Here is a 19,588-nt window from a genome sequence, read left to right on the forward strand (position 1 = left end):
GCCAGGAGCCAGCTCTCGCCCGCCACGGCTCTAGACTGAGCACATGCGCCTCGGAGTAATCGACGTTGGGTCCAACACCGTCCACCTGCTGGTGGTTGATGCTCACCCCGGTGCGAGCCCTGACCCGTACCACTCGCAGCGCTCAGTGCTGAGACTCATGCGCTACCTCGACTCGGACGGTGCCATCGTCGAAGAGGGAGTGCGCCTGATCGTCGCGGCGATCGCTGAGTCAGTGCGCATCGCCCACGAGATCGGCGTCGATGATCTGATCTGCACGGCGACCAGTGCCATCCGCGAGGCCGCCAATGGTGAAGCCGTGCTCGCGCGCATTGCCAAGGAAACGGGTGTCTCGCTGCACGTGCTCTCCGGCGAAGACGAGGCGCGGATCACGATGCTCGCGGTGCGTCGCTGGCTCGGTTGGTCCGCTGGCGAGATCCTCCTCTTCGATATCGGGGGCGGCTCGTTCGAAATCGCGCAGGGCGCGGACGAGTATCCGGACGTACAGGTGTCGCTCCCGCTCGGGGCAGGGCGCACCACGATCAACTATCTCGCCGAGGATCCGCCGCCGCGGGAGGCCGTCTCCGCGCTGCGAATGCACGCGCGCAACGAATTCACCCGGGTGCGCGAGGAGCTGTTCCTCGACCGGCCACGCCCGAAGCGTGTGGTGGGTACCTCGAAGACGATCCGTTCGCTTGCCCGGCTCATCGGGGGCCCCTCGGATCCAGAAACCGGTGATCTCGCTCCGCTCCACTACGCGGGTCTGCGGGAGTGGGAGCCCACCCTGCGAGACATGCCCTCGAACGTGCGTGAGTATTTGCCTGGCATCACTCCGGAGCGCGGCTATCAGATCATGGCGGGTGCGATCGTGCTGCGCACCGCCATGAAAGTGTTCGAAGTTTCGACTCTCACGATCTCGCCGTGGGCGCTGCGCGAAGGCATCGTGCTCCGCTACATTGATGCGCTTGACGGGCGCGGGGCTGAGCCCGTTGAAGAAGCCGACGAAGCTGCGGCGCCGAGCGAAGCTCCGGCACCCAACGAAGCTCCGGCACCCAACGAAGCTCCGGCACCCGCTGAGTTCGGATCCCCGCGTACCGCATAGGCCGGTGCCATCCGGTGCTAGCCGGTGCTATCCGGTGCCAGCCGGTCCGGCGTGAACCGGTGCGCTCCCATACTGCGTGATCTCGTGTGGTTCGTCCCCGAACCACACACGGAGACGTGCCGCATCAAGCGCCGGCGGGGCAGCGTGGGGATGTGCATCAGCGTATTGGTCTAGTCCAGCCCCGCGACGGCGTGCCGGATCGCGACCGCGAGTTGGCGCACCGCCGTGGAGGGCTGCCCGCTTACGCCGTCCGCAGGGGCGGCGAGAAGCACCGAACGGGCGAACGCAGGATCTTCGATCGGGAGCAGTACGACACCGGGATGACTCGGGCCCGCGGCCAATTTCGCGACAAGGCCAATGACCATGCGCGCTGCGATCATGCCGAGCATCACCTGAAAATCATCGGTTCGGATCGCAACCTCGAGCGTGTGCCCGGCGTCCGCGAAGGCGTCGACCACCACGGCGTCCATGGGGTCGTTCTGCGTGGCACCAAGCAACCAGCGCTCTGAGTGCAGCGTGAGGAGTGTATCGAGGCTGATCGAAGCGCGGGTCGCGAGCGGGTGCCCCTCGGGGAGCGCGAGGAGCAGAGGATCGCGCAGCACTTCGGTGGTAATGACATCTGACCGGAAGGGGAGTTCGCGGCCGGGCACGGTGTACACAAGCGCCGCGTCGAGCTCGCGCCGATTGACGTCGGTAACAAGCGGCGCTACCTCCTCCAAGACCGCGTCGAGCTCAATGCTCAGATCGGCAAGTTGCTCGGCGATCGCGGGCAAGAGCCTGGCTGCCGCGGTGGGGAATGTGCCGAAGCGCAGTCGTGCGTGTCCCATGTGGGTGAATTCATGTGCGTCTCGGAGCGCCCGTTCACTGAGGGTCAAGATCTCTTGCGCGCGATCGAGCAGGAGGTGGCCGACGGGAGTGAGTGTGCTCCCGCGTGTGCTGCGCTCGAGCAGTGGGCCGCCGACCAGCGCGTCGAGGTTTCTGAGGTGGTAATCGACGGTCGGCTGACTCCACCCGAGGCTGCGCGCCGCTTGGGTGACCGACCCCGTCCGGTGCACGGCGCGGAGTGCCTGCAGTTGGCGCAAATCGATCACGGAGTCACCTATTCCATATCGTGGCAGCAGCGCCCAAAGTGGACGGCGTCATATAGATAGTATGTGACGCAAGAGGAAGTTCGGGATTCTGATCAGCGCCTCGAACACGCAGCATGGAGGGATGCTCTACGCCGATGCCGCGCCCACTGTAGTTGCGCACACCGCCACCGATTCCATCGCACCTGCTGCTGGCGCCACCGTTCCCGCCGCCTCGCGGGCTGAGCGACTGCGTCGTCATCAGGTGACGCCGTACGCCGACGCGCTGGAGCGCTACATCCAGCGCAATCCCGTCCACCTGATGGTGCCGGGCCACGGGGGGAGCGACCTCGGACTGAGCACGAAGCTTGCAGGCTTCCTCGGTGAGCGCACACTCCAACTCGACGTTCCCATGCTGCTCGAAGGGATCGATCTCGAATCCGAATCCCCGCTTGACGCCGCGCTCGCACTTGCCGCTGATGCGTGGGGCGCAAAACGCACGTGGTTTCTGACCAACGGGGCCTCCCAGGCGAACCGCACCGCCGCGCTCGCAGCGCGCGGGCTCGGAGAGCACCTCCTGGCGCAGCGGAGTGCGCACTCGAGTTTCAGCGACGGCGTGTTGCTCGCGGGGATCACCCCCTCCTACGTGTTTCCGACGGTGGATGCCGCGCACGGCATGGCACACGGTGTCTCGCCTGCAGCGCTCGATGAGGCGCTCACGCTCGCGGCAGCCGAGGGACGTGCCGCGGCAGCGGTCTACGTTATTTCACCGAGTTACTTCGGCTCGGTCTCAGACGTACGCGGGCTTGCGGATGTCGCCCACGCGCATGGTGCACCGCTGATCGTCGACGGCGCATGGGGCCCCCACTTCGGGTTCCACCCGGAACTGCCCGAGTCACCCGCGCGACTCGGTGCGGATCTCGTCATTTCCAGCACGCACAAGCTCGCCGGATCATTGACGCAGTCAGCAATGCTGCACTTGGGCCACGGGCCACTCGCCGCACAGCTCGAACCCTTCGTCGAGCGGGCGCTGTCAATGACCTCCTCAACGTCCACGAGCTCCATCATGCGTGCCTCGCTCGACATTGCACGTTCGGCTCTCGCGACAGGCGAGGAAGCGATCGGACATTCCGTTGAAGTTGCGCAGCGTTTCCGCGAGATCCTGCGTGCGGATCCCCGCTTCGACGTGGTGAGCGATCACTTCGATCGTTTCCCCGATATCGTCGAAACGGACCTGCTCCGGGTCCCGATCGATGTCTCGGCGGTGGGAGTGAGCGCGCACTGGCTGCGCAACCGCCTGATCGAGGATCACGCGCTGTTCTTCGAAATGGCGACCGCCACCACGCTCGTTGCCGTCATCGGCGCCGGGAAGACCCCGGACGTTGACGCGGTATACGCTGCACTCGATGCTGTCGTGGAATCGGATGCCGCGGCTGCCGAGCGTGCGTCGAACGCTGCGACCGAGGCTTTTCCTCCGATGCCCGTTCCCGGTGCGCGTCGCCTCACCCCGCGTGATGGCTTCTTCGGCGACACTGAGCTGGTGTCGGCGGAGGCAGCGATCGGACGAGTCTCCGCCGACACACTCGCCGCGTACCCGCCAGGGATCCCGAACGTCATGCCCGGAGAGGAAATTACGCCCGAGGCAGTCGGATTCTTGCAGGCCGTTGCAGCATCACCCACGGGGTACGTCCGCGGGGCGCTTGATGCCGGAGTCACGCAATTCCGGGTGATCCGGGACCCGCAGGGCCCCGAGGCGTAGACACGTGAGTTTCGCGTGCGGGCACGGGAATTTTCCGGATCTGTGCGCGGCGGTGATCAAGCAATGAGATGCTAGATCCCGCACGATCCGGCAGCTGCCGGATCACCACTGACCGAGTCGCGGTTGGTGTGATTGACGAGTGCGGCCGTGTGGCCCACGAGACAACGAAGTCTGGAGAAAGACTGACATGACGAGCTCTCTGCGACAGCAGCTCTTCCGAGTGAAACCAGTTCCGCGAGACGGTGGTGAATCGGGAAGTCAGCTCAAACGGAGCATCGGCCTGTTCCCGCTGACGATGATCGGCGTCGGTGGCACTATCGGCACCGGTATCTTCTTCATCCTCTCGGAGGCAGTGCCGATCGCTGGCCCAGCCGTGCTGTGGTCCTTCGTGATCGCCGGCCTCGTCGCCGGCCTTTCGGTGCTCTGCTATGCCGAGCTCGCGAGCAGCGTCCCGGTGTCCGGATCCTCCTATTCCTACGCCTACAGCACGCTGGGGGAGCTGCCCGCAATGGGAGTTGCGGCCTGTCTGCTGCTCGAATACGGGGTGTCGACTGCGGCAGTGGCGGTCGGGTGGTCCCAGTATGTGAACCAGCTTGTCACCAACCTCTTCGGGTGGGAGCTGCCGCACGCGCTGCTCTACGCTCCTGAGGAGGGCGGGATCATCAATTTGCCTGCTGTGCTCTTGATCGCGCTCTGCTGCCTGCTGTTGATCCGTGGCACCTCCGAGTCAGTTGTCGCGAACACGATCATGGTGCTGATTAAGATCGCTGTGCTGCTGTTCTTCGTCGCAGTGGGCATCACCGGCTGGAATGCGGATCACTTCGCGAACTTCGCGCCATTTGGCTTTACCGGGATCATGACCGGTGCCGGAATTATCTTCTTCTCTTTCGTCGGACTTGACGCCGTCGCAACCGCGGGTGATGAGGCGAAGAACCCACGCCGCAACCTGCCGATTGCGCTTATCTCAGCGCTGATCATTGTGACCGCGGTGTACGTGCTGGTGGCTGTCACCGCGCTCGGCGCACAGGAAGCCGGCGAGTTCGAAGGCCAGAGCGCCGGTCTCTCCGCGATCCTCGAAAACATCGTCGGAGCTACCTGGCCCGGAACTGTCGTGGCTGCCGGTGCAGTGATCTCGATCTTCAGCGTCACCCTCGTGGTGCTCTACGGTCAGACCCGTATCCTCTTTGCAATGTCGCGTGATGGCATGGCTCCGAAGATCTTCCAGAAGGTCAACCCGCGCACCATGACCCCCGTGGCGAACACGATCATCGTGTCGGTGATCGTTGCGATCCTTGCCGGCGTGCTGCCGATCAACTTCCTCGCCGAGATGACCTCGATTGGCACGCTCGCCGCGTTCCTCGTGGTGTCGATCGCGGTCATGGTGCTGCGCCGTCGCGAGCCGGATCTGGAGCGGAAGTTCCGGGTGCCGTTCTACCCGGTGGTGCCGATCCTCTCAATCATCGGCTGCCTCTGGATCATCAAGGATCTGCGACCGATCACGATCATCGTGTTCGCAATTTGGACCGCGCTCGTGCTGGTGTGGTACTACTTCACCGGACGCAAGAACTCAGTGCTCGGCAAGCAGATCGATACCGGCATGATCGTGCTCACGGGCCCGGGCCGCTACAGCTACCCGAACGAACTTGACGGTGGCGCGATCTCCGACGAAGAGTCGCGCCGATGAGTATCGTCGTCGGCGTCGCGCCGGGGCACTGCTCCGAGGCGGCCGTTCACCTCGGAGCGCTCCTCGCGCGCTCATACGGGCAGGACCTTGTGCTCGCCGCCGTCATCTCGGCCGGCTGGCCAGGTGGGCCAGGCGGGGTGGACGGTGAGTATCGCCGCTTCCTCGCGGCAAGTGCCGAGGACGCACTTGCGGCGGCGGGTGCTGTGGTGCCGGCTGACCTCACCGTGCGGACACTGGTGCGCACCGCTTCGAGTGCCCGCCGCGGGCTGCTCGAGGTCTGTGAGTCAGAGGGCGCCATGCGGCTCGTGATCGGGTCCGCGGGCGACAGCGAGAGCGCTCCGTCTGCGGCAGTGCACGGCGTGCATAGCGAACAGGGAATCGACCTCGGCTCCGTGGGAGTTGGGCTGCTGCAGAGTGCCGAGCTTCCTGTCGCGCTCGCGCCTCACGGCTTCACTGCGGCGCCTGGGGCGCGGCTTGACCGCGTGACCGCGGCGTTCAGCGGCTCCGAGACCTCGGCTGAGCTCGTGCTCGGTGCCGCGGCCGTTGCGGCTGAGGCCCACGCTGCGATTCGGATCGCCTCATTCCACACGCGGCCGCGCGGTCTGCTGGGAGCCGCAATCGGGTTCAACGCTGAGGCGGAGGTGGTGACGGCGTGGGAGAAGATGATTCGAGCGCGCGCTGACGCGATCCTCGGCGAGATTTCCCAGTTCGCCGCGCCTCCAGTCGCTGCCGATGTGGCGCTCGGTGCAGGTGCCGACTGGTCGGCTGCGCTGCGTGCGGTGCCGTGGAGCGAGTCTGACGTGCTGCTCGTCGGTTCCAGCAGCATTGGTGCGCTCGCGCGCATTTCGCTGGGTTCGCACGCTGCGAAGATCCTGCGGCACTCGCCCGTGCCGGTGGTCATGGTGCCGCGCCGTGCGACAGAGGAGTACGCAGAGCAGGCGGTGCAGCGCTCCGGAACCTAGCAGCGCGGGCTGCTGCCCGTTCGGTGGCTGAGCGTTGGTGGGTGTTCTGGTATTCACTCGTTGCTCGTTGCTCGTTGCTCGTTGCTCGTCGCGCTTCGCTCACAGGCGCCAGTTGTCCACAGACTTCGGCCCCGCGCCCCATTCCGGGCGCGGGGCCGTCAGTCTGAGGAGATGACGCACTCACTTCCTCCACATGACCCACAGCAGCGCTTCACCTCCCACCAGGAACTGGCATGGCTGCTGAACGGCCTCTTACAGCCTGCTGTTCGGCAACAATTCTGGCTCTTCCTGTTCGACGCGGAGCACCGGCTCCGCGACCCGATCATCCCATTCGAAGGCCTACCCGCCAATCCCCACGAAGTCCACGAGACGAGCGATATGGGCCGCGTGCCGTTTGCTGCGGTGCTCCTGCAGCGCATCGCCTGGGTCTCGGACGTCGCGAAGGCAGCGTCCATGGTGGGGGTGTGGGAACGGCCCGGGCCTGAGCGCTTCACCGCGACAGATCTGCGCTGGGCGCGAAGCATCGCGCACGGCGCCGGAGAAACCGCTGGAGTGCCGCGGGTGCGGTCACTGTTCGTGCTGCACGACACGGGCCTGCGGCTCATCGCCCCGGACGACTACATCTAAGGGGAGCGGCTCGCCCGGGATCCGTCCGCTGTGACCCCGTTTTGAGTTCCGGCACTCAAACAGGTAAAGTAATCTCTTGGTGCGGGGCTCGAAAGGGCCCGAATCCACACGGTGGGATATGGTGTAATTGGCAACACTACGGTTTCTGGTACCGTCATTCTAGGTTCGAGTCCTGGTATCCCAGCCACAGAAAACCCCGGCTTCGGTCGGGGTTTTTGCATGTGTGGGGGAGCGCGAGGAGCCGATGAGGCCCCCTCGTTGCGCGAGGTGCCGATGAGCCCCCCCCTCGTTGCGCGAGCAGCGAGGATACGCAGCTTCGCGGCAGGAGGAGCAATCCGGTCGCCTGCGATTCCGGCCCTCAAGAGGCAGTGGGACGGCATGACGCGGGCTGACCTCCGAACCCACCTACGCTGGGGAGACGAGCCCCTGCTCGTAGGCTGCGATCACGAGTTGTGCCCGATCTCGGGCCTGCAGCTTGGCGAGTACGTTTCCGATGTGGGTCTTCACCGTCTTGACGGATATCGTGAGTGCCGCCGCGATCTCATCATTTGAGAGGCCTCGCGCCACAAGCGTGAGCACTTCGGTCTCGCGACTTGTAAGCACGTCGAGCCCGTGAGGTGACGTCGTGGCGGGCCGCACCACGTAGTGCTCCACGAGCCGGGTCAGGATCGCCGGGGCGAAGATGGATTCTCCTGCGTGAGTGCGCCGGATCGCGTCGAGCAACTGCTCAGGTCGCGTGTCTTTCAGGAGGAACCCGCTCGCCCCAGCGCGCAGCGCCCCGTACACATATTCGTCCAGCTCAAACATGCTCAGCACGAGCACCCGGCAGCCGGCAAGCGCTGGTTCGCTCGCGATCGCCGCCGTGGCCTCGATTCCATCGCCGTCGGGCATTCGGATATCCATCAGGATCACGTCTGGCAGCGTGGAGCGAGCCAGCGCGATGGCCTCACTTCCGCTCCCGGCCTCGCCGACGGCGGTGAGATCTGTGGCACCGCGCACGAGCAGTGCGAGACTGTGGCGCAGGAGTGGTTGGTCATCGGCGATCAGGACACGGATCGCCGACGACTCCGCTCGTGCGGGTCGGAGGTGGTTCGCGATCACGCCGGCATCCGATCCGGAACTCGGGCGGTCAGGAGCCAGCCTTCGCTCGTCGCACCACTCATCACTGTTCCGTCGAGCGCCGCGACTCGCTCGCGCACGCCCTCGAGGCCGTGTCTGGCGCCGGGCTGCGGCTCCCATCCGGGCACGCGCCCCTGGTCCTGTACCGCGACGACGAGCATGTCAGCGCTGCGGCGAATCTCGACACTGGCTCGTGTCGGACCGGCGTGGCGGAGCGTGTTGTTCAACGCCTCACGGATCACTGCGCAGGCCGTGAGCTGGGCACCCGCGGTCACCTCTCCAATTTCTGCTATCTCGAGGGAAACGGTGAGCCCGGCACGCTGGGCGGCCGCAACGATTTCCGGCAGATCTTCAAGCGAATCCGCGGGTCGCAACTGCGCCGCCTCGGTCGAGCGCAGCACGTGGAGCATTCGTCGAAGCTCCGTGGTCGTCTGGCGGCTTGCGTGCTCGATGTCAGCGAGAGCGGCTTCCTGTTCCGCCGGGCCAGATGGTCCGGTCATCGTGCGTGCCACCGCGGCGCGCACGGTGATGAGTCCGAGGCCGTGGGACACGAGATCGTGCAGATCTCGGGCAATTCTGATCCGCTCTGCCTGCGTTGCTTGTTCAGCGGCCCAGCCAGCGAGCTCGTCTTCGAACACTCTTCGCTGAGCGCGGCTCTGAACCAGCGCCCAGGCAATCACTGCTCCGACGAAGAACAGCGACAGCGAGATCGCCAGCCACACCGCGCCCGGTCTTTCGACGCCGAACGTGAGCGGAACGAGGCACGTTGCGGCGAGGATCGCGAGCGCGATGAGCCACACGCGCGAGCGCCACCTGGGGCGACGAGAAGTCATGGAGCCAGTCTAGGTTTCGAAGCGCGCTCCTGGATCAGCCCGAGGTCTGAGAAGTTGCGAGCCGATCCAGTGCGTCGCGTGTGCAGCACACCCGCAGCCGCGACCCGTGCGGGGAGCGATTCACGGTGCGGCGCTGCGGTGCCGCACCGCCGCAGCGCTACTCGGCAGCCCGGCGCCGCCTGTGTGCGGGCCATGCAGACGCCTTCTCAGGCTGCGATTGTGGGCGTGTGAAACGATTGAGGATCAGGCGTGTACGTTCGACAGATAGGTTGCCCCGCACCGTGAAGAAGCCCCTCAAGATCACGCTTATCAGCGCTGGGACGGTCGCCGCGCTCATCGTCGCGACGCTGGCCACGACCTCGATCGCGAACGCAGTCTTGACGAGCCAGGAGGTGGCCGGCCTCACGCCGTACGGAGAGCTCGTGGATGTCGACGGCAAACAGATGAATGTGGCCGTGTTTGGTGACGGAGCGCAGACGATCGTGCTCACTCCCGGTGCTGGCACTGCATCACCCGTTGCCGATTTCGCGCCGGTGATCGAGGGGCTTGCGGACGATTACCGAGTGATCGCTGTCGAGCCGTTCGGCTATGGGCTGAGCGATCAGGCCGACACTCCGCGCACGACTGAGAACATCGTGAGCGAGGTGCACGAGGCAGTCGCAGGCCTCGGCGTCGATGAGTACATTCTCATGGGTCACTCAATCACCGGAATCTACGGTCTCGCCTACGCGAATACCTACCCAGACGAGGTGACCGCGTTCGTCGGCATCGACACGTCCGTTCCCGAGCAGCCCGGGATGGACGAGGTCCCGGCGATCATCCAGGCAGCTCCGGCGCTGCGCGGACTCGGAATTCTGCGCGTCGTGACGGGGCTCACTGGCAACCCGCTTGAGGGCAACCCAGCGTACTCCGAGGTCGACATCGACCGGTTGAATGTGCTTGCGATGCGCAATACGATGGCGCCCACCTACATTGACGAAGTCAATCACCTCGGAAAGAACTTTGCCGCCGCGCAGGGCACGACCTTCCCGAAGGATTTGCCGCTGCTGCTCATGTACCAGGCTGCCAACCCAGACTTCCCCACATGGAATGCCCTACACGAGGCGCAGGCAGCCTCGGTCGACTTCGCCGTGACGCACGAAATTGACGCGGATCACTACCTGCACCACACCAAGAGTGACGAGGTCGTTGCGACCACGAAGGCCTTCCTCGCTGATCTTCCAGCCGCCAACAATTAGTGGGGGACGCACGCACTGTCCCGTCACGGGCGTGAGAACAGGAATACCTCGGGAGCTCAACGCCTTTCACCAGCCTCGGAGCTGCCAGTCTTCTTAGTTCATCGGAGCCCCAGTGCGGCCGCACGCGGGCCGGCGAGCACCCGCAGTGCGCCCCGTCGCACCGTAACCGTGGCGGGCACACTCCCGACGCGCTCGCCGTCGGCGAAGACGCCCAGCGGCTGATCGGCGTCGATCCGGACCTCCCGACCGGCTTCCACAGTCACCCCGCGCATGCCCAGATGCGCCCCGCGATATGCCGCGAGCAGCACCAGTGCGGCGCGCACTACACTGCCACCGCGGAGTTGTACGGCTTCGAGAGTTCCGTCGGTGACGCGCGAATCCGGGCTGATCTGCACCCCGCCGCCATACTGACCGTGATTTGCGACCGTCACGAACCAGCCGCGCGTGCGCGTCACTCGCCCGTCGACGGTGATCGTGTACTGCGCGCCGTGGAAGCGAAAGAGGGCAAGCGCTCCTCCGGCGAGATACGTCAGCGGCCCCAGCCGGAGCCTGATTCCGTTTCCGAGTTCGTTCGCGACGCCATCAAAGCCGGTTGCGCTCACGCCGAGGAAAGCCCTCCCGAGCGCGGCACTGTCATCCTGGGTCCTGACCCAGCCCAGGTCGATCCGGTGCTCGGTGAGGTCATGGAGATGCTGCACGGTCGCGACGGGATCGAGCCCTAAACCAAGTCGGCGCACGGTGTCATTGCCGCGACCTCCAGCGAGTGGCAACAGTACCGCACCAGTTTCGGATGCCGCGCCAGCCACCGCACCCAGCAGACCGTCGCCGCCGAGCGCGACGATCAACGCCCTCCGATCCGCACGGCGAACCCGGTCGGCTGCGTCGGCGAGGCTCGCGCTGTGGTGCACGATCGGCTCGACCCCGTTCCTGATGAATGCCGCGCGCACTCCCGCGAGCGCGCGTTGCCCGCGCCCGCCTCCGGAGACCGGGCTGACGATGAGCAGCGGTCGGATCGTCGAACTCGGAGACCACGGCAGTTGTGGCGCCGAAATCTGAGTGTCATGCGCGGGGCCGTGCGGCTGTGGGGTGTCAGTCATGAGAGCTTCGTTGCTTTCTTGAAGGGCGGAACTGGGCGAGGGTGCACTCCCTGGAATTCAGGTGCGCCCGGGATGACATGAGGTGGGAGTGAACAGGAGGCTGCGGGCGCAGCCTGAGGCGCCGCTGGGCCGCTGCCGTGCTGTAAGAGGTCGGTGGCCCGTGCGAGCAGGGATGTCACGATGGGCTCTGCGGCTGTTGCGAGCTCGGGCTGGAGCGCCAGCCTCGTGCGGCGTCCCAGCACGTCAGCCGCGGTGCGCGCTCCTCGGCGAGTGCCGCGAAGACCACTTCAGCACCGGTGACCCCAGCTCCAGGCACGATTTCAGCGGCGAGACCCGGATCTGCCATGGCGAGCGCCCCAACGCGCGCGCACTCGGTTCCATAGCGCTCGGTGAGTCGAGCAGCAATGCGTCCGTCTGGATCGGGTTCTGGCCACTGGAACGTTCCGAAGTTGCCTGAGCCAGGCGCTCCAAGGAGCGGGACGCGCGCGGACACCGCGCCCAGCGACCCTCGCCGTGGTTCGGCGCCGAGGCGGCGCACTGCGGCGTCAACGGCGTCCTCTGCCATGCGGCGATAGACCGTGAGCTTGCCTCCGGTGATCGTGATCGGTTCGCCTGGCCGATCCTGCAGCAGATGTCGGCGGGAGGCGCCAGCCGAGTTCGCTCCGGCGCCCAGCAGCGGTCGGAGGCCAGCAAAGACACTCAGAACATCTTCGCGTCGTAGCGGAGTGCCGAGCGCAGCGTTGGCGGTGCTCAGGAGAAACTCGATGTCGGACTCCGGGACCTCGGGGCCATAGCCGTCAGCGCCGGGGGCTAACTCATCAGTGAGCCCGAGGTAGCAGAGCCCGTTCGGCTGGGGGAGCACGAACACGTAGCGTCCGAAATGGCCGGGGACCGGCGCGGTGAGCACGGCCCGCGGGTGCCCGAAGAGCGCGGCAGGGAACACGAGGTGTGTGCCGCGGCTCGGAGTCAGTGGCAGCTCTGGAGCGAATGCGCCTGACCACACGCCTGTGGCATTGATGACGACGCTCGCTCTGATCCTCAGCTCTGTGCCAGAACCGGGCCCAGCGCTGGATCTGTCCTGGACGTTGCCTCCGATGGCGGCGCTGGCCCCGGGCTCGAAGACTCCCGCACCTCCCACGCCCGGATCCACGATGGCTTCGTGTGCTGTGGCGCGCAGCACTCGGCAGCCGGTCAGAATGTGCGCGCCGTGTCTGGCTGCGGTGCGGGCGAGTCCGACCACAAGCCGAGTATCGTCTTCCACGGTGCCGTCCCAATAGACGAGGCCGCCGCGGAGGCCACGCTCGCGGAGTGCGGGGGCGAGCAGCCTGGACGTGCGCGTCGACGCTGCGCGGTCGGGGGAGCACGCGGGCCGATAAGCCGCTCAGTACCCGGAGTGCATCTGCGATCCGGATCCCCATCTCGCTGAGGGCACCCTCGGCGCGTGACTTCAAGGCGGCTGCGCGGCCCGTGTCACCGGGGGCCGCGGCGAAGCGCGGCACCAGGAAGGCCCGCGGGCGCACGAGGTGCGGCGCGATCCAGCGCATCAGCGCCGCACGTTCGACGGCGGATTCCCAAGCCATGGAGAGATCTCCCGTGGCCAGGTACCGCAGCCCACCGTGCACGAGTTTGGAACTGAAGCCGCTCGTGCCGCTCGCAAGGTCTTCCACCTCACAGAGCGCAACGCTCAGCCCTCGGGTTGCCGCGTCGAGCGCCACCCCGGTGCCGGTGATTCCGCCTCCGATCACGAGGACGTCAACGCGGTGATCGGCGAGATAGGCAAGTGAGGAGGCGCGGCTTGCCGCGTTCAGATCACCAGGGCCCGCGGGAATCATGGCGTTCCGGTTCCGGTTCCGGTGTCAACTCCGGCCGTGTTCGCACCCACACCGAGTGAGGCCGCAACGAGCGCGCTGAGCTCGGTGCACGCACGCTCGAAGTCGTCGCTCTCTCGCAACAGCGGCGCTCCGAGCGCGACTCCGCGAATCAACAAGAGTAGCGTCAGCGCGCTGGGAGCGTGATCAGTGATAGATCCGTCGAAGCGCCCGGCAGCGAGCAGGTCTTCGATGGCCGCGAGCACGACCTCTTGGCTGCGCCCGAGGCGGCCGCTGAGGTATGGCTCAAGCAGTTCTGGCTGGTGAGCGAGTACGGATGCAACGAGCTCGGAGGCGACGAACGCGCGCGCCCCGTCACCCAGGAACACGGCGAGGCGCTCGGCGCCAGTTCCCTCAGGCAGCCCCGCGCGGATCGTGGCCACGGCCGCGGTGAACTCTCGGGTCAGTGCAATCAGGATCGCATTGTCCATGCTGCCCATGGCGCGGTACACCGTCATCCGGGACACTCCGGCGAGGTCTGCGACGTCTTGCGCGGTGAGCTTCCGAGGCCCGTAGCGGCGCAGGCCTGCCGATACTGCGGCGAGAATCGCCTCATCACGGGGGCTGCTGGTGCTCACGGCAACACTGTTACGTTGTGCGCTCATGTGTCACACTGTAACGCATGGTCGCCGACGTTACCGAGAGTGTGCCCGAGTCTCCGTGGTGGGGCTGGGCGCCGCAGAGCCCACACGGCTTGCCTGAAGGCGTGCGCCGCGTCCTCCACGAACGGCTCGGGATCGACGTCGGTGCGGGCTCCGAGCACACTACCGACGCAGGATCTGCCACTGCGAAAGCCCCCGTCTTTCCGACGCGATTCCCCGTGCCGGAGCCAGTGCCAATGCCAGTGCCAGTGCCAGCCCGGCGCACTCCACCACGGCGTCTACCGCCGGGTCGTTCCCTGTGCCCGAGGCAACGGCGATCCTGCCAACGCCGCTGTTAAGCGAGGCAGCGCTGCACGCACTCTCCCGAGCGGCTGGGCACGACGCAGTGTCTCAACGCCACACAGACCGACTGCGCCATGCGGCTGGCAAACACACTCCAGACCTGATCCGGCAACGCGCGGGCCGGCCACTCGCGGCGCCAGATGCGGTGGTGCGCCCGGCAAGCGCGGCCGCGATCCCTCAGATACTTGCGGCGTGTGTCGCCCATGACATCGCCGTTGTGCCGTTCGGCGGAGGCACAAGCGTCGTCGGCGGTGTTGCACCGCTCAGGGGTGCACATGCCGCAGTCATCGCGCTCGACCTGACCTCGCTCGACGCCCTCCTCGAGCTGCGCGAGACCGACCGCACGGCGACGTTCGAAGCGGGGATCCGAGGGCCCGCCCTCGAGCGCGCCCTCGCCGCCCGCGGTTTCACGCTCGGGCACCTGCCGCAGTCCCACCAACAAGCGACGCTCGGAGGGTACGTGGCCACCCGCTCTGCTGGGCAAGCCTCAACGGGATACGGCGCGATTGCCGATTTGGTCACTGCGCTGCGGATCGAAACGCCCAGTGGACCGCTTGTTCTCGGGGGCGCGGGCCCGCCTCAGCGGCCGGCCCAGATCTGCGCCAGCTCGTGATCGGCAGTGAGGGCACACTCGGAGTCATCACGGAGGTGACCGTGGCGATCCGACCCCGTCCCAGCCGTCGGGCGTACGGTTCCTGGGCCTTCCCGTCGTTCGCGGCCGGGGCTGAGGCAGTGCGAGCCCTCACCCAAGATGGTGAGCGAGGAGATCTCCCCGAAGTCTGTCGCCTGAGCGACGAAGAAGAGACCGAGCTTACGCTTGCCCAATCGAGCGGCGCCGCCACACACGCGCTCCGGCGCTGGCTTGGGGTGCGTGGGATCCATGCTCCGGCGCTGCTGCTCGGTGTGTGGGAGGGGAGCGACGGGCGAGTGCGACGCCGTCGCAGTCGCGCGGCCAAGATCCTGCGCAGCCACGGCGGTGTGCCGACAACCGGGATCCCCGCAGCAGCCTGGGACACCGGAAGATTCAGCGCTCCACGGTTGCGGGATGAACTCTTAGCGGTTGGCGTGTGTGTTGACACGCTCGAGACCGCGGCGAGGTGGTCCCGGCTTGACGACACCCACCGGGCAGTGGCGACCGCGATCCGCGAGGCGCTTGCGTGCGGGAAGGATCTGCCGTGTGCGGTGCAAGGCCATGTATCCCATGTGTACCGTGACGGGGCTTCGCTCTACTTCACGTTCATCGCGGCGGCCGAAGCCGACCCCATCGCGCAATACGAGCGGGTGAAGCGGGCCGCGAACGCCGCGATCCTCGCCCAGGGGGCCACCATTACGCACCACCACGCCGTCGGCACCGAGCACGCGGAACTGCTGCCCGACGAAGTTGGGCCACTCGGGGTGCGCCTGATTACCGCGATGCGGGCCGAAGTCGACCCGACCGGGATCATGAACCCGGGCAAACTGACCGGCTCGCCGACGAAAGGATAGTGTGCCCGCATGCCAAGGAATCGAACTGAACAGCCCGTGATGCGCGGCGCCACCGTGCTGATCACTGGTGCCGCACGCGGCATGGGGGAACTGTATGCCAGGCGGGCCGCCAAAGAAGGGGCCGCCGCGATCGCACTGTGGGACATCGACGAGGCGCGCGCTGAGGCGCTCGCCGCAGAACTCAGATCAGGGCCAGCCGCCGTCCGCGGCCGCGCTGCGCCGAACGTGCGGGCGATCGTGGTGGATGTGTCGGATCGCGAGGCGGTGCGTGCGGCGGTGCAGCGCACCAGAGCTGAGCTGGGCGAACCCGACGTGCTCATCAACAACGCTGGAATTGTGCGCGGGGCACTGTTCTGGGAGCACGATCCAGAATCAGATATCGAACTCACCATGCGGATCAATGCGCTCGCACCCATGTGGATTGCGCGTGAAGTGCTGCCCGCGATGATCGCCGACAGATCGCGGCCCAAGCGGATCCTGAACATCGCCTCGGCCGCTGGCACGCTCGCGAACCCCCGGATGAGTGTTTACGCCTCATCAAAGTGGGCAATGATCGGCTGGAGTGAGTCCTTGCGACTCGAACTACGGGGAGAAGGACACGGCCACATCGCCGTGACCACGTTCTGCCCGAGCTACATTTCGACTGGAATGTTCGCGGGGGCACGCGGGCCGCTGCTCACCCCGATCATGACACCGCAGACAGCCGTTCGCGCAGCGTGGCGAGGGATGCTGCGCGGCACACCCATGGTGCTGCGGCCGTGGTCGGTGAAGCTCGCGATGGCCTTCCGCGGTGTGCTGCCGACGCGTGCGTGGGACGCAATAGGCGGGCGGGTGTTCCGCGTGTACTCCTCAATGGATCAGTTTGTGGGGCGCGGTTAGCGATCGTTAGCTCACGGCGGCGATACCCCGCTCGACGACGATTGCACTCCCGAGGCCCACCATCACGACGCCGCCGACGATACTCACGACACGCGCAGCGCGGGGACGACCGGTGAGCAGCGCGGCTGCACCGTGCGCGACGGCGAAATAGACACCGGCGCAGTTCGCGACGTGCACGGCCCCGAGTGTGAGCATTTGTGCTCCGACCGGCCAAGTAGCGGTGGTGCTCGTGAACTGGGGGAGCAAAGCGAGGAACAGGAGCAGCACCTTAGGGTTGAGTAGGCTGATCCCGATCCCCTTGGTGAAACGCCGCGAGCTGGCGCCGGGAGCCTCACCGTGTGGGGCGCTGACGCGCGACGCGTTCAGGGTCGTGGTGTTTGGTGAGGCGGAGGAGCGGAGCGCCGAAATGCCGAGCCAGATGAGATAGCTGCCTCCGGCTGCGCTCAGCAGCGTCATCGCGAGTTCAGAACTCGCAAGCGTGACGGCGAGCCCCGTCGCGACGACGCAGGCGGCGATGAGGTGCCCTGCGAGCATGCCAGCGACCGCGGGGAATACTCCGGAACGACTCGTGAGTCCAGAGGCGATGGCGTACGCCCAGTCGGCGCCGGGAATGATGACAAACACCATCGAGACGCCCCAAAAGGCGATGGTCAATCCAAAGTTCATGAGCCGCTTCCATCTTGCATTCCGGGATCTGCAAGGAGAATATGGGAAAAGAAGCGCAAGGTGCTGCATCATTGTTTGCGCTAGTGCGCATTATGGGGGAGAATATTTCCCATGGATGCACTCGACCGGGAGATTCTTTCTGCTTTGCAAGAAGATGGTCGGGCAACGATGACTGACGTGGCCTCGAAGGTGGGTCTGAGCCTGTCTGCGTGCCACCGTCGCTTTCGAGATCTTGAGGCGGCCGGCGTGATCCGCGGCTTCAGTGTCGAGCTCGATCTCGACCTGTTGGGGCTCCCATTCGAGGCGCTCGTGTTCGTGACGATGCGCGCAGGCGATGCGGGGATCGTTTCCGCGTTCGAAGAAGCGGTGGCACGAATCCCGAATGTCGTCCAAGCGCATCGCCTCTTCGGGGAGCCGGACTATCAACTCTTCGTTGCCGCGCGGTCGAAACAGCACTACCAGGAACTGTACGACGAGCGGCTCTCGCAGTTGCCTGGTGTGCGCCGACTGAACTCGACCCTTGTTATGAAGACCGTGGTGGAGCACCACGCGCCGGTGTAGCCCGGGACGAGAGATAGCGCGAACTGCTGGCCGGTCAGGTACAGGCGCAGATTTCCTGCAGCTTCGCTGGTACGCGAGCACCGGGGGAGTGAGCTCGTATGTGATCGCGGTATCGCACCTTCTGTGAGCGGTCGAGAGCGTGGCGCGGAGCAGCACACTCCGCGTCATTTTCCAGTTCCCACATTCGATCACAGAATCGACTGCGGTGCGGCGCATAGGATTGCCGCAAGGGTGCGGGCACCCGTCGCAGCACGACTCTCCGCGACGGCTTCGCAGGACGGGAAGGACCACCGGAATGGTTGCAGTACACGTGGGGATCGTGTGGAACCCCTCAAAGACAGAACGCGCGAAGCTTGCGGCTGCACTCCCGGACCCGGCACCCGAGACGGTGTCCTGGCATGAAACATCTGTGGAGGATCCGGGACGCGCGGCGACACAGGAGGCGCTCGATGCTGGGGCCACCGTCGTGCTGGCAGCCGGTGGGGACGGAACCGTTCGGGCGGTAGCCGAGCACCTCGCCGACACCGGAGCAGATGCCGAGCTCGGCGTGATTCCGCTCGGAACCGGCAACCTCCTGGCCCGCAACCTGGGCATCCCGCTCAATGACCTGCCCGCTGCGTTTGCACGTGCGCTCGACGGCGAGGCGAGCCCCCTCGATATCGGTTGGGCCGAGCTCACCCTTGAGTCCGGAGTCGAACGGTACGCGTTCGCCGTCATGGCGGGCTTCGGGATCGACGCACACATGATCACGGAAACCAACGATGACCTCAAAGATCGTGCTGGCTGGCTCGCGTACATTGAGTCGCTCGGTCGCGCAGTCTCCGCGAGTGCGGTGATTGGGGTCACGCTCACGCGGGAGCCGGGGCCCGACGCTGCCGAATCTGTTGCGGGCGCTGGTGCTGGATCCGCTGCTGGATCTGGTGCTACGGACCCAACACAGGAGCACGAGCAGGCGCACACGCTCATCATCGGCAATTGCGGCATGCTGCAGGGTGGGATCACGCTGCTGCCCGACGCCGATCCGACGGACGGCGAACTCGATCTCCTCGTGTTGCGGGCCGACGGCGTTGCCGGCTGGGCTGACACCCTGAGGAACATGGTGTGGGACAACGGTCTGAAACGCTTCCTGACCCGGAGCGATACGGCGGAGAGCAGCGGCAGCACCAGTCACGATCGCATCACTTCTCTGACGATCGAGCTTGATGAGCCACGTGTGTTCGAAGTCGATGGCGACGACCTCGGTCTCACCTCTCGGATCGTGATCAGCACTCAGGCCGGCGGGGTGCGGGTGCGCTAGCTGGACCGAAGCCGAGACGATCTGTGGGGCACACACAATGGCGCGGGAGTCCGCGATCGTGACGCGTGTCGAGCGCTCGGATGCACGGTAAAAGCGGGGCCGAAGTGATTGAGTGACTGCAGGGGTGCGGCAGGCATATGGGCTGCGATCTCTCCCGATCTCCGAGGCACCGAGGCATGGACTCATGGACTCATGGACTCATGTACGCATGCGCAATTGTCTGGCGCTGGGCACAGATCCCGGTAGCTCTGCTTCCCTCACACGCGTGATTCGCCGGTTCGGAGGTGCACTCAGGCGGCAAGACCTGCAGACGCAGGCGCTGGCGCGCAGCACGCGTCTACTTAATGTCGCGATTCGGTCTTTGACCTCACGGTGACCCATTCGCGAGGGGGTGCGCAGCACG

General features: G+C 66.0%; 18 protein-coding genes, 1 tRNA gene and 1 pseudogene. 12 read left to right on the forward strand and 8 right to left on the reverse strand.

The annotated features are described in order from the left end of the window. Positions 1 to 43 precede the first annotated feature (43 nt). Positions 44 to 1,099 (forward strand): Ppx/GppA phosphatase family protein, encoded by a 1,056-nt coding sequence (locus K1X41_RS14780; RefSeq protein ID WP_133616934.1) that lies wholly within the window; start codon positions 44 to 46, stop codon positions 1,097 to 1,099. Positions 1,100 to 1,269: 170 nt separating this feature from the next. Here K1X41_RS14780 and K1X41_RS14785 read toward each other — a convergent pair whose 3' ends face one another. After that, positions 1,270 to 2,190: a LysR family transcriptional regulator gene (locus K1X41_RS14785; RefSeq protein WP_133616933.1), complete on the reverse strand. Its 921-nt coding sequence runs from the start codon at positions 2,188 to 2,190 to the stop codon at positions 1,270 to 1,272. A 121-nt stretch (positions 2,191 to 2,311) separates the two neighbouring features. Between K1X41_RS14785 and K1X41_RS14790 the strand changes: the two genes are divergently transcribed. The 5 genes from K1X41_RS14790 to K1X41_RS14810 all read left to right on the forward strand — a co-directional run bounded on the left by K1X41_RS14790 (position 2,312) and on the right by K1X41_RS14810 (position 7,385). Beyond that, positions 2,312 to 3,925: an aminotransferase class I/II-fold pyridoxal phosphate-dependent enzyme gene (locus tag K1X41_RS14790; protein ID WP_220174968.1), complete on the forward strand. Its 1,614-nt coding sequence runs from the start codon at positions 2,312 to 2,314 to the stop codon at positions 3,923 to 3,925. Between the two features lie 187 nt (positions 3,926 to 4,112). Beyond that, entirely contained in the window at positions 4,113 to 5,609 is a 1,497-nt protein-coding gene (locus K1X41_RS14795; protein ID WP_132202654.1) for an amino acid permease, read from the forward strand. Then, positions 5,606 to 6,571, forward strand: a complete 966-nt coding sequence (locus K1X41_RS14800) for a universal stress protein (RefSeq protein ID WP_220174969.1) — start codon at positions 5,606 to 5,608, stop codon at positions 6,569 to 6,571. The genes K1X41_RS14795 and K1X41_RS14800 overlap by 4 nt, the downstream gene beginning before the upstream one ends. 171 nt (positions 6,572 to 6,742) lie before the next feature. Continuing rightward, positions 6,743 to 7,198, forward strand: coding sequence for a hypothetical protein (locus tag K1X41_RS14805; protein ID WP_220174970.1), 456 nt, complete (start codon positions 6,743 to 6,745; stop codon positions 7,196 to 7,198). A gap of 112 nt (positions 7,199 to 7,310) precedes the next feature. Beyond that, a tRNA-Gln gene (locus K1X41_RS14810) sits at positions 7,311 to 7,385 on the forward strand. 218 nt (positions 7,386 to 7,603) lie between these two features. Here K1X41_RS14810 and K1X41_RS14815 read toward each other — a convergent pair. Both K1X41_RS14815 and K1X41_RS15890 read right to left on the reverse strand, forming a co-directional pair. Then, positions 7,604 to 8,299 carry a response regulator gene (locus tag K1X41_RS14815; protein ID WP_258566577.1) on the reverse strand — a complete coding sequence of 232 codons (696 nt, stop codon included), beginning with the start codon at positions 8,297 to 8,299 and terminating at the stop codon, positions 7,604 to 7,606. Next, on the reverse strand, positions 8,296 to 9,150 hold the full coding sequence (locus tag K1X41_RS15890) for a sensor histidine kinase (protein WP_258566578.1): 855 nt from the start codon (positions 9,148 to 9,150) through the stop codon (positions 8,296 to 8,298). The genes K1X41_RS14815 and K1X41_RS15890 overlap by 4 nt, the downstream gene beginning before the upstream one ends. Positions 9,151 to 9,431: 281 nt before the next feature. Here K1X41_RS15890 and K1X41_RS14820 point away from each other — a divergent pair, with 281 nt between their 5' ends. Next, positions 9,432 to 10,388: an alpha/beta hydrolase gene (locus K1X41_RS14820; protein WP_133616928.1), complete on the forward strand. Its 957-nt coding sequence runs from the start codon at positions 9,432 to 9,434 to the stop codon at positions 10,386 to 10,388. Positions 10,389 to 10,486: 98 nt separating this feature from the next. On the opposite strand, the gene K1X41_RS14825 is transcribed toward K1X41_RS14820, so the two are convergent. From K1X41_RS14825 to K1X41_RS14840, 4 genes and pseudogenes are all read right to left on the reverse strand, one after another. Further along, on the reverse strand, positions 10,487 to 11,485 hold the full coding sequence (locus tag K1X41_RS14825; protein ID WP_220174972.1) for a diacylglycerol/lipid kinase family protein: 999 nt from the start codon (positions 11,483 to 11,485) through the stop codon (positions 10,487 to 10,489). Between the two features lie 175 nt (positions 11,486 to 11,660). Next, on the reverse strand, positions 11,661 to 12,746 hold the full coding sequence (locus K1X41_RS14830) for an FAD-dependent oxidoreductase (RefSeq protein ID WP_396426485.1): 1,086 nt from the start codon (positions 12,744 to 12,746) through the stop codon (positions 11,661 to 11,663). A 232-nt stretch (positions 12,747 to 12,978) separates the two neighbouring features. Continuing rightward, positions 12,979 to 13,317 (reverse strand): annotated as a pseudogene (locus K1X41_RS14835) (FAD-dependent oxidoreductase); the annotation flags it as partial. Further along, positions 13,314 to 13,958 carry a TetR/AcrR family transcriptional regulator gene (locus tag K1X41_RS14840; RefSeq protein WP_220174973.1) on the reverse strand — a complete coding sequence of 215 codons (645 nt, stop codon included), beginning with the start codon at positions 13,956 to 13,958 and terminating at the stop codon, positions 13,314 to 13,316. The pseudogene K1X41_RS14835 and the gene K1X41_RS14840, both read right to left, overlap by 4 nt. A 295-nt stretch (positions 13,959 to 14,253) precedes the next feature. Between K1X41_RS14840 and K1X41_RS14845 the strand changes: the two genes are divergently transcribed. Genes K1X41_RS14845 through K1X41_RS14855 form a run of 3 tightly spaced genes read left to right on the forward strand, consistent with a single transcriptional unit; the run spans position 14,254 to position 16,661 of the window. After that, positions 14,254 to 14,910 (forward strand): FAD-binding oxidoreductase, encoded by a 657-nt coding sequence (locus K1X41_RS14845; protein WP_220174974.1) that lies wholly within the window; start codon positions 14,254 to 14,256, stop codon positions 14,908 to 14,910. Then, a complete protein-coding gene (locus K1X41_RS14850; protein WP_220174975.1) occupies positions 14,907 to 15,782 on the forward strand; it encodes an FAD-binding oxidoreductase in 876 nt (291 codons plus the stop codon). Before K1X41_RS14845 ends, K1X41_RS14850 begins: the two co-directional genes overlap by 4 nt. Positions 15,783 to 15,791: 9 nt before the next feature. Continuing rightward, a complete protein-coding gene (locus K1X41_RS14855) occupies positions 15,792 to 16,661 on the forward strand; it encodes an SDR family NAD(P)-dependent oxidoreductase (protein WP_208107901.1) in 870 nt (289 codons plus the stop codon). A 6-nt stretch (positions 16,662 to 16,667) separates the two neighbouring features. Here the strand turns inward: K1X41_RS14855 and K1X41_RS14860 are convergent, their stop codons facing one another. Beyond that, positions 16,668 to 17,327, reverse strand: coding sequence for a LysE family translocator (locus K1X41_RS14860; protein ID WP_220174976.1), 660 nt, complete (start codon positions 17,325 to 17,327; stop codon positions 16,668 to 16,670). A 111-nt stretch (positions 17,328 to 17,438) separates the two neighbouring features. Here K1X41_RS14860 and K1X41_RS14865 point away from each other — a divergent pair, with 111 nt between their 5' ends. Beyond that, positions 17,439 to 17,888: an Lrp/AsnC family transcriptional regulator gene (locus K1X41_RS14865; RefSeq protein ID WP_133616922.1), complete on the forward strand. Its 450-nt coding sequence runs from the start codon at positions 17,439 to 17,441 to the stop codon at positions 17,886 to 17,888. 295 nt (positions 17,889 to 18,183) lie between these two features. Continuing rightward, positions 18,184 to 19,185, forward strand: a complete 1,002-nt coding sequence (locus K1X41_RS14870) for a diacylglycerol/lipid kinase family protein (protein WP_133616921.1) — start codon at positions 18,184 to 18,186, stop codon at positions 19,183 to 19,185. Positions 19,186 to 19,588: the final 403 nt, after the last annotated feature.

This window comes from Leucobacter luti (genome assembly GCF_019464495.1).
GTDB lineage: Bacteria > Actinomycetota > Actinomycetes > Actinomycetales > Microbacteriaceae > Leucobacter > Leucobacter luti_A.

Bases quoted from the DNA above. Each gene is read 5' to 3' on its own strand.
- K1X41_RS14780 (WP_133616934.1), top strand. From the start codon at position 44: ATGCGCCTCGGAGTAATCGACGTTGGGTCCAACACCGTCCACCTGCTG.
- K1X41_RS14790 (WP_220174968.1), top strand. From the start codon at position 2,312: ATGCTCTACGCCGATGCCGCGCCCACTGTAGTTGCGCACACCGCCACC.
- K1X41_RS14795 (WP_132202654.1), top strand. From the start codon at position 4,113: ATGACGAGCTCTCTGCGACAGCAGCTCTTCCGAGTGAAACCAGTTCCG.
- K1X41_RS14800 (WP_220174969.1), top strand. From the start codon at position 5,606: ATGAGTATCGTCGTCGGCGTCGCGCCGGGGCACTGCTCCGAGGCGGCC.
- K1X41_RS14805 (WP_220174970.1), top strand. From the start codon at position 6,743: ATGACGCACTCACTTCCTCCACATGACCCACAGCAGCGCTTCACCTCC.
- K1X41_RS15890 (WP_258566578.1), bottom strand. From the start codon at position 9,150: ATGACTTCTCGTCGCCCCAGGTGGCGCTCGCGCGTGTGGCTCATCGCG.
- K1X41_RS14825 (WP_220174972.1), bottom strand. From the start codon at position 11,485: ATGACTGACACCCCACAGCCGCACGGCCCCGCGCATGACACTCAGATT.
- K1X41_RS14840 (WP_220174973.1), bottom strand. From the start codon at position 13,958: ATGAGCGCACAACGTAACAGTGTTGCCGTGAGCACCAGCAGCCCCCGT.
- K1X41_RS14855 (WP_208107901.1), top strand. From the start codon at position 15,792: ATGCCAAGGAATCGAACTGAACAGCCCGTGATGCGCGGCGCCACCGTG.
- K1X41_RS14860 (WP_220174976.1), bottom strand. From the start codon at position 17,327: ATGAACTTTGGATTGACCATCGCCTTTTGGGGCGTCTCGATGGTGTTT.
- K1X41_RS14865 (WP_133616922.1), top strand. From the start codon at position 17,439: ATGGATGCACTCGACCGGGAGATTCTTTCTGCTTTGCAAGAAGATGGT.
- K1X41_RS14870 (WP_133616921.1), top strand. From the start codon at position 18,184: ATGGTTGCAGTACACGTGGGGATCGTGTGGAACCCCTCAAAGACAGAA.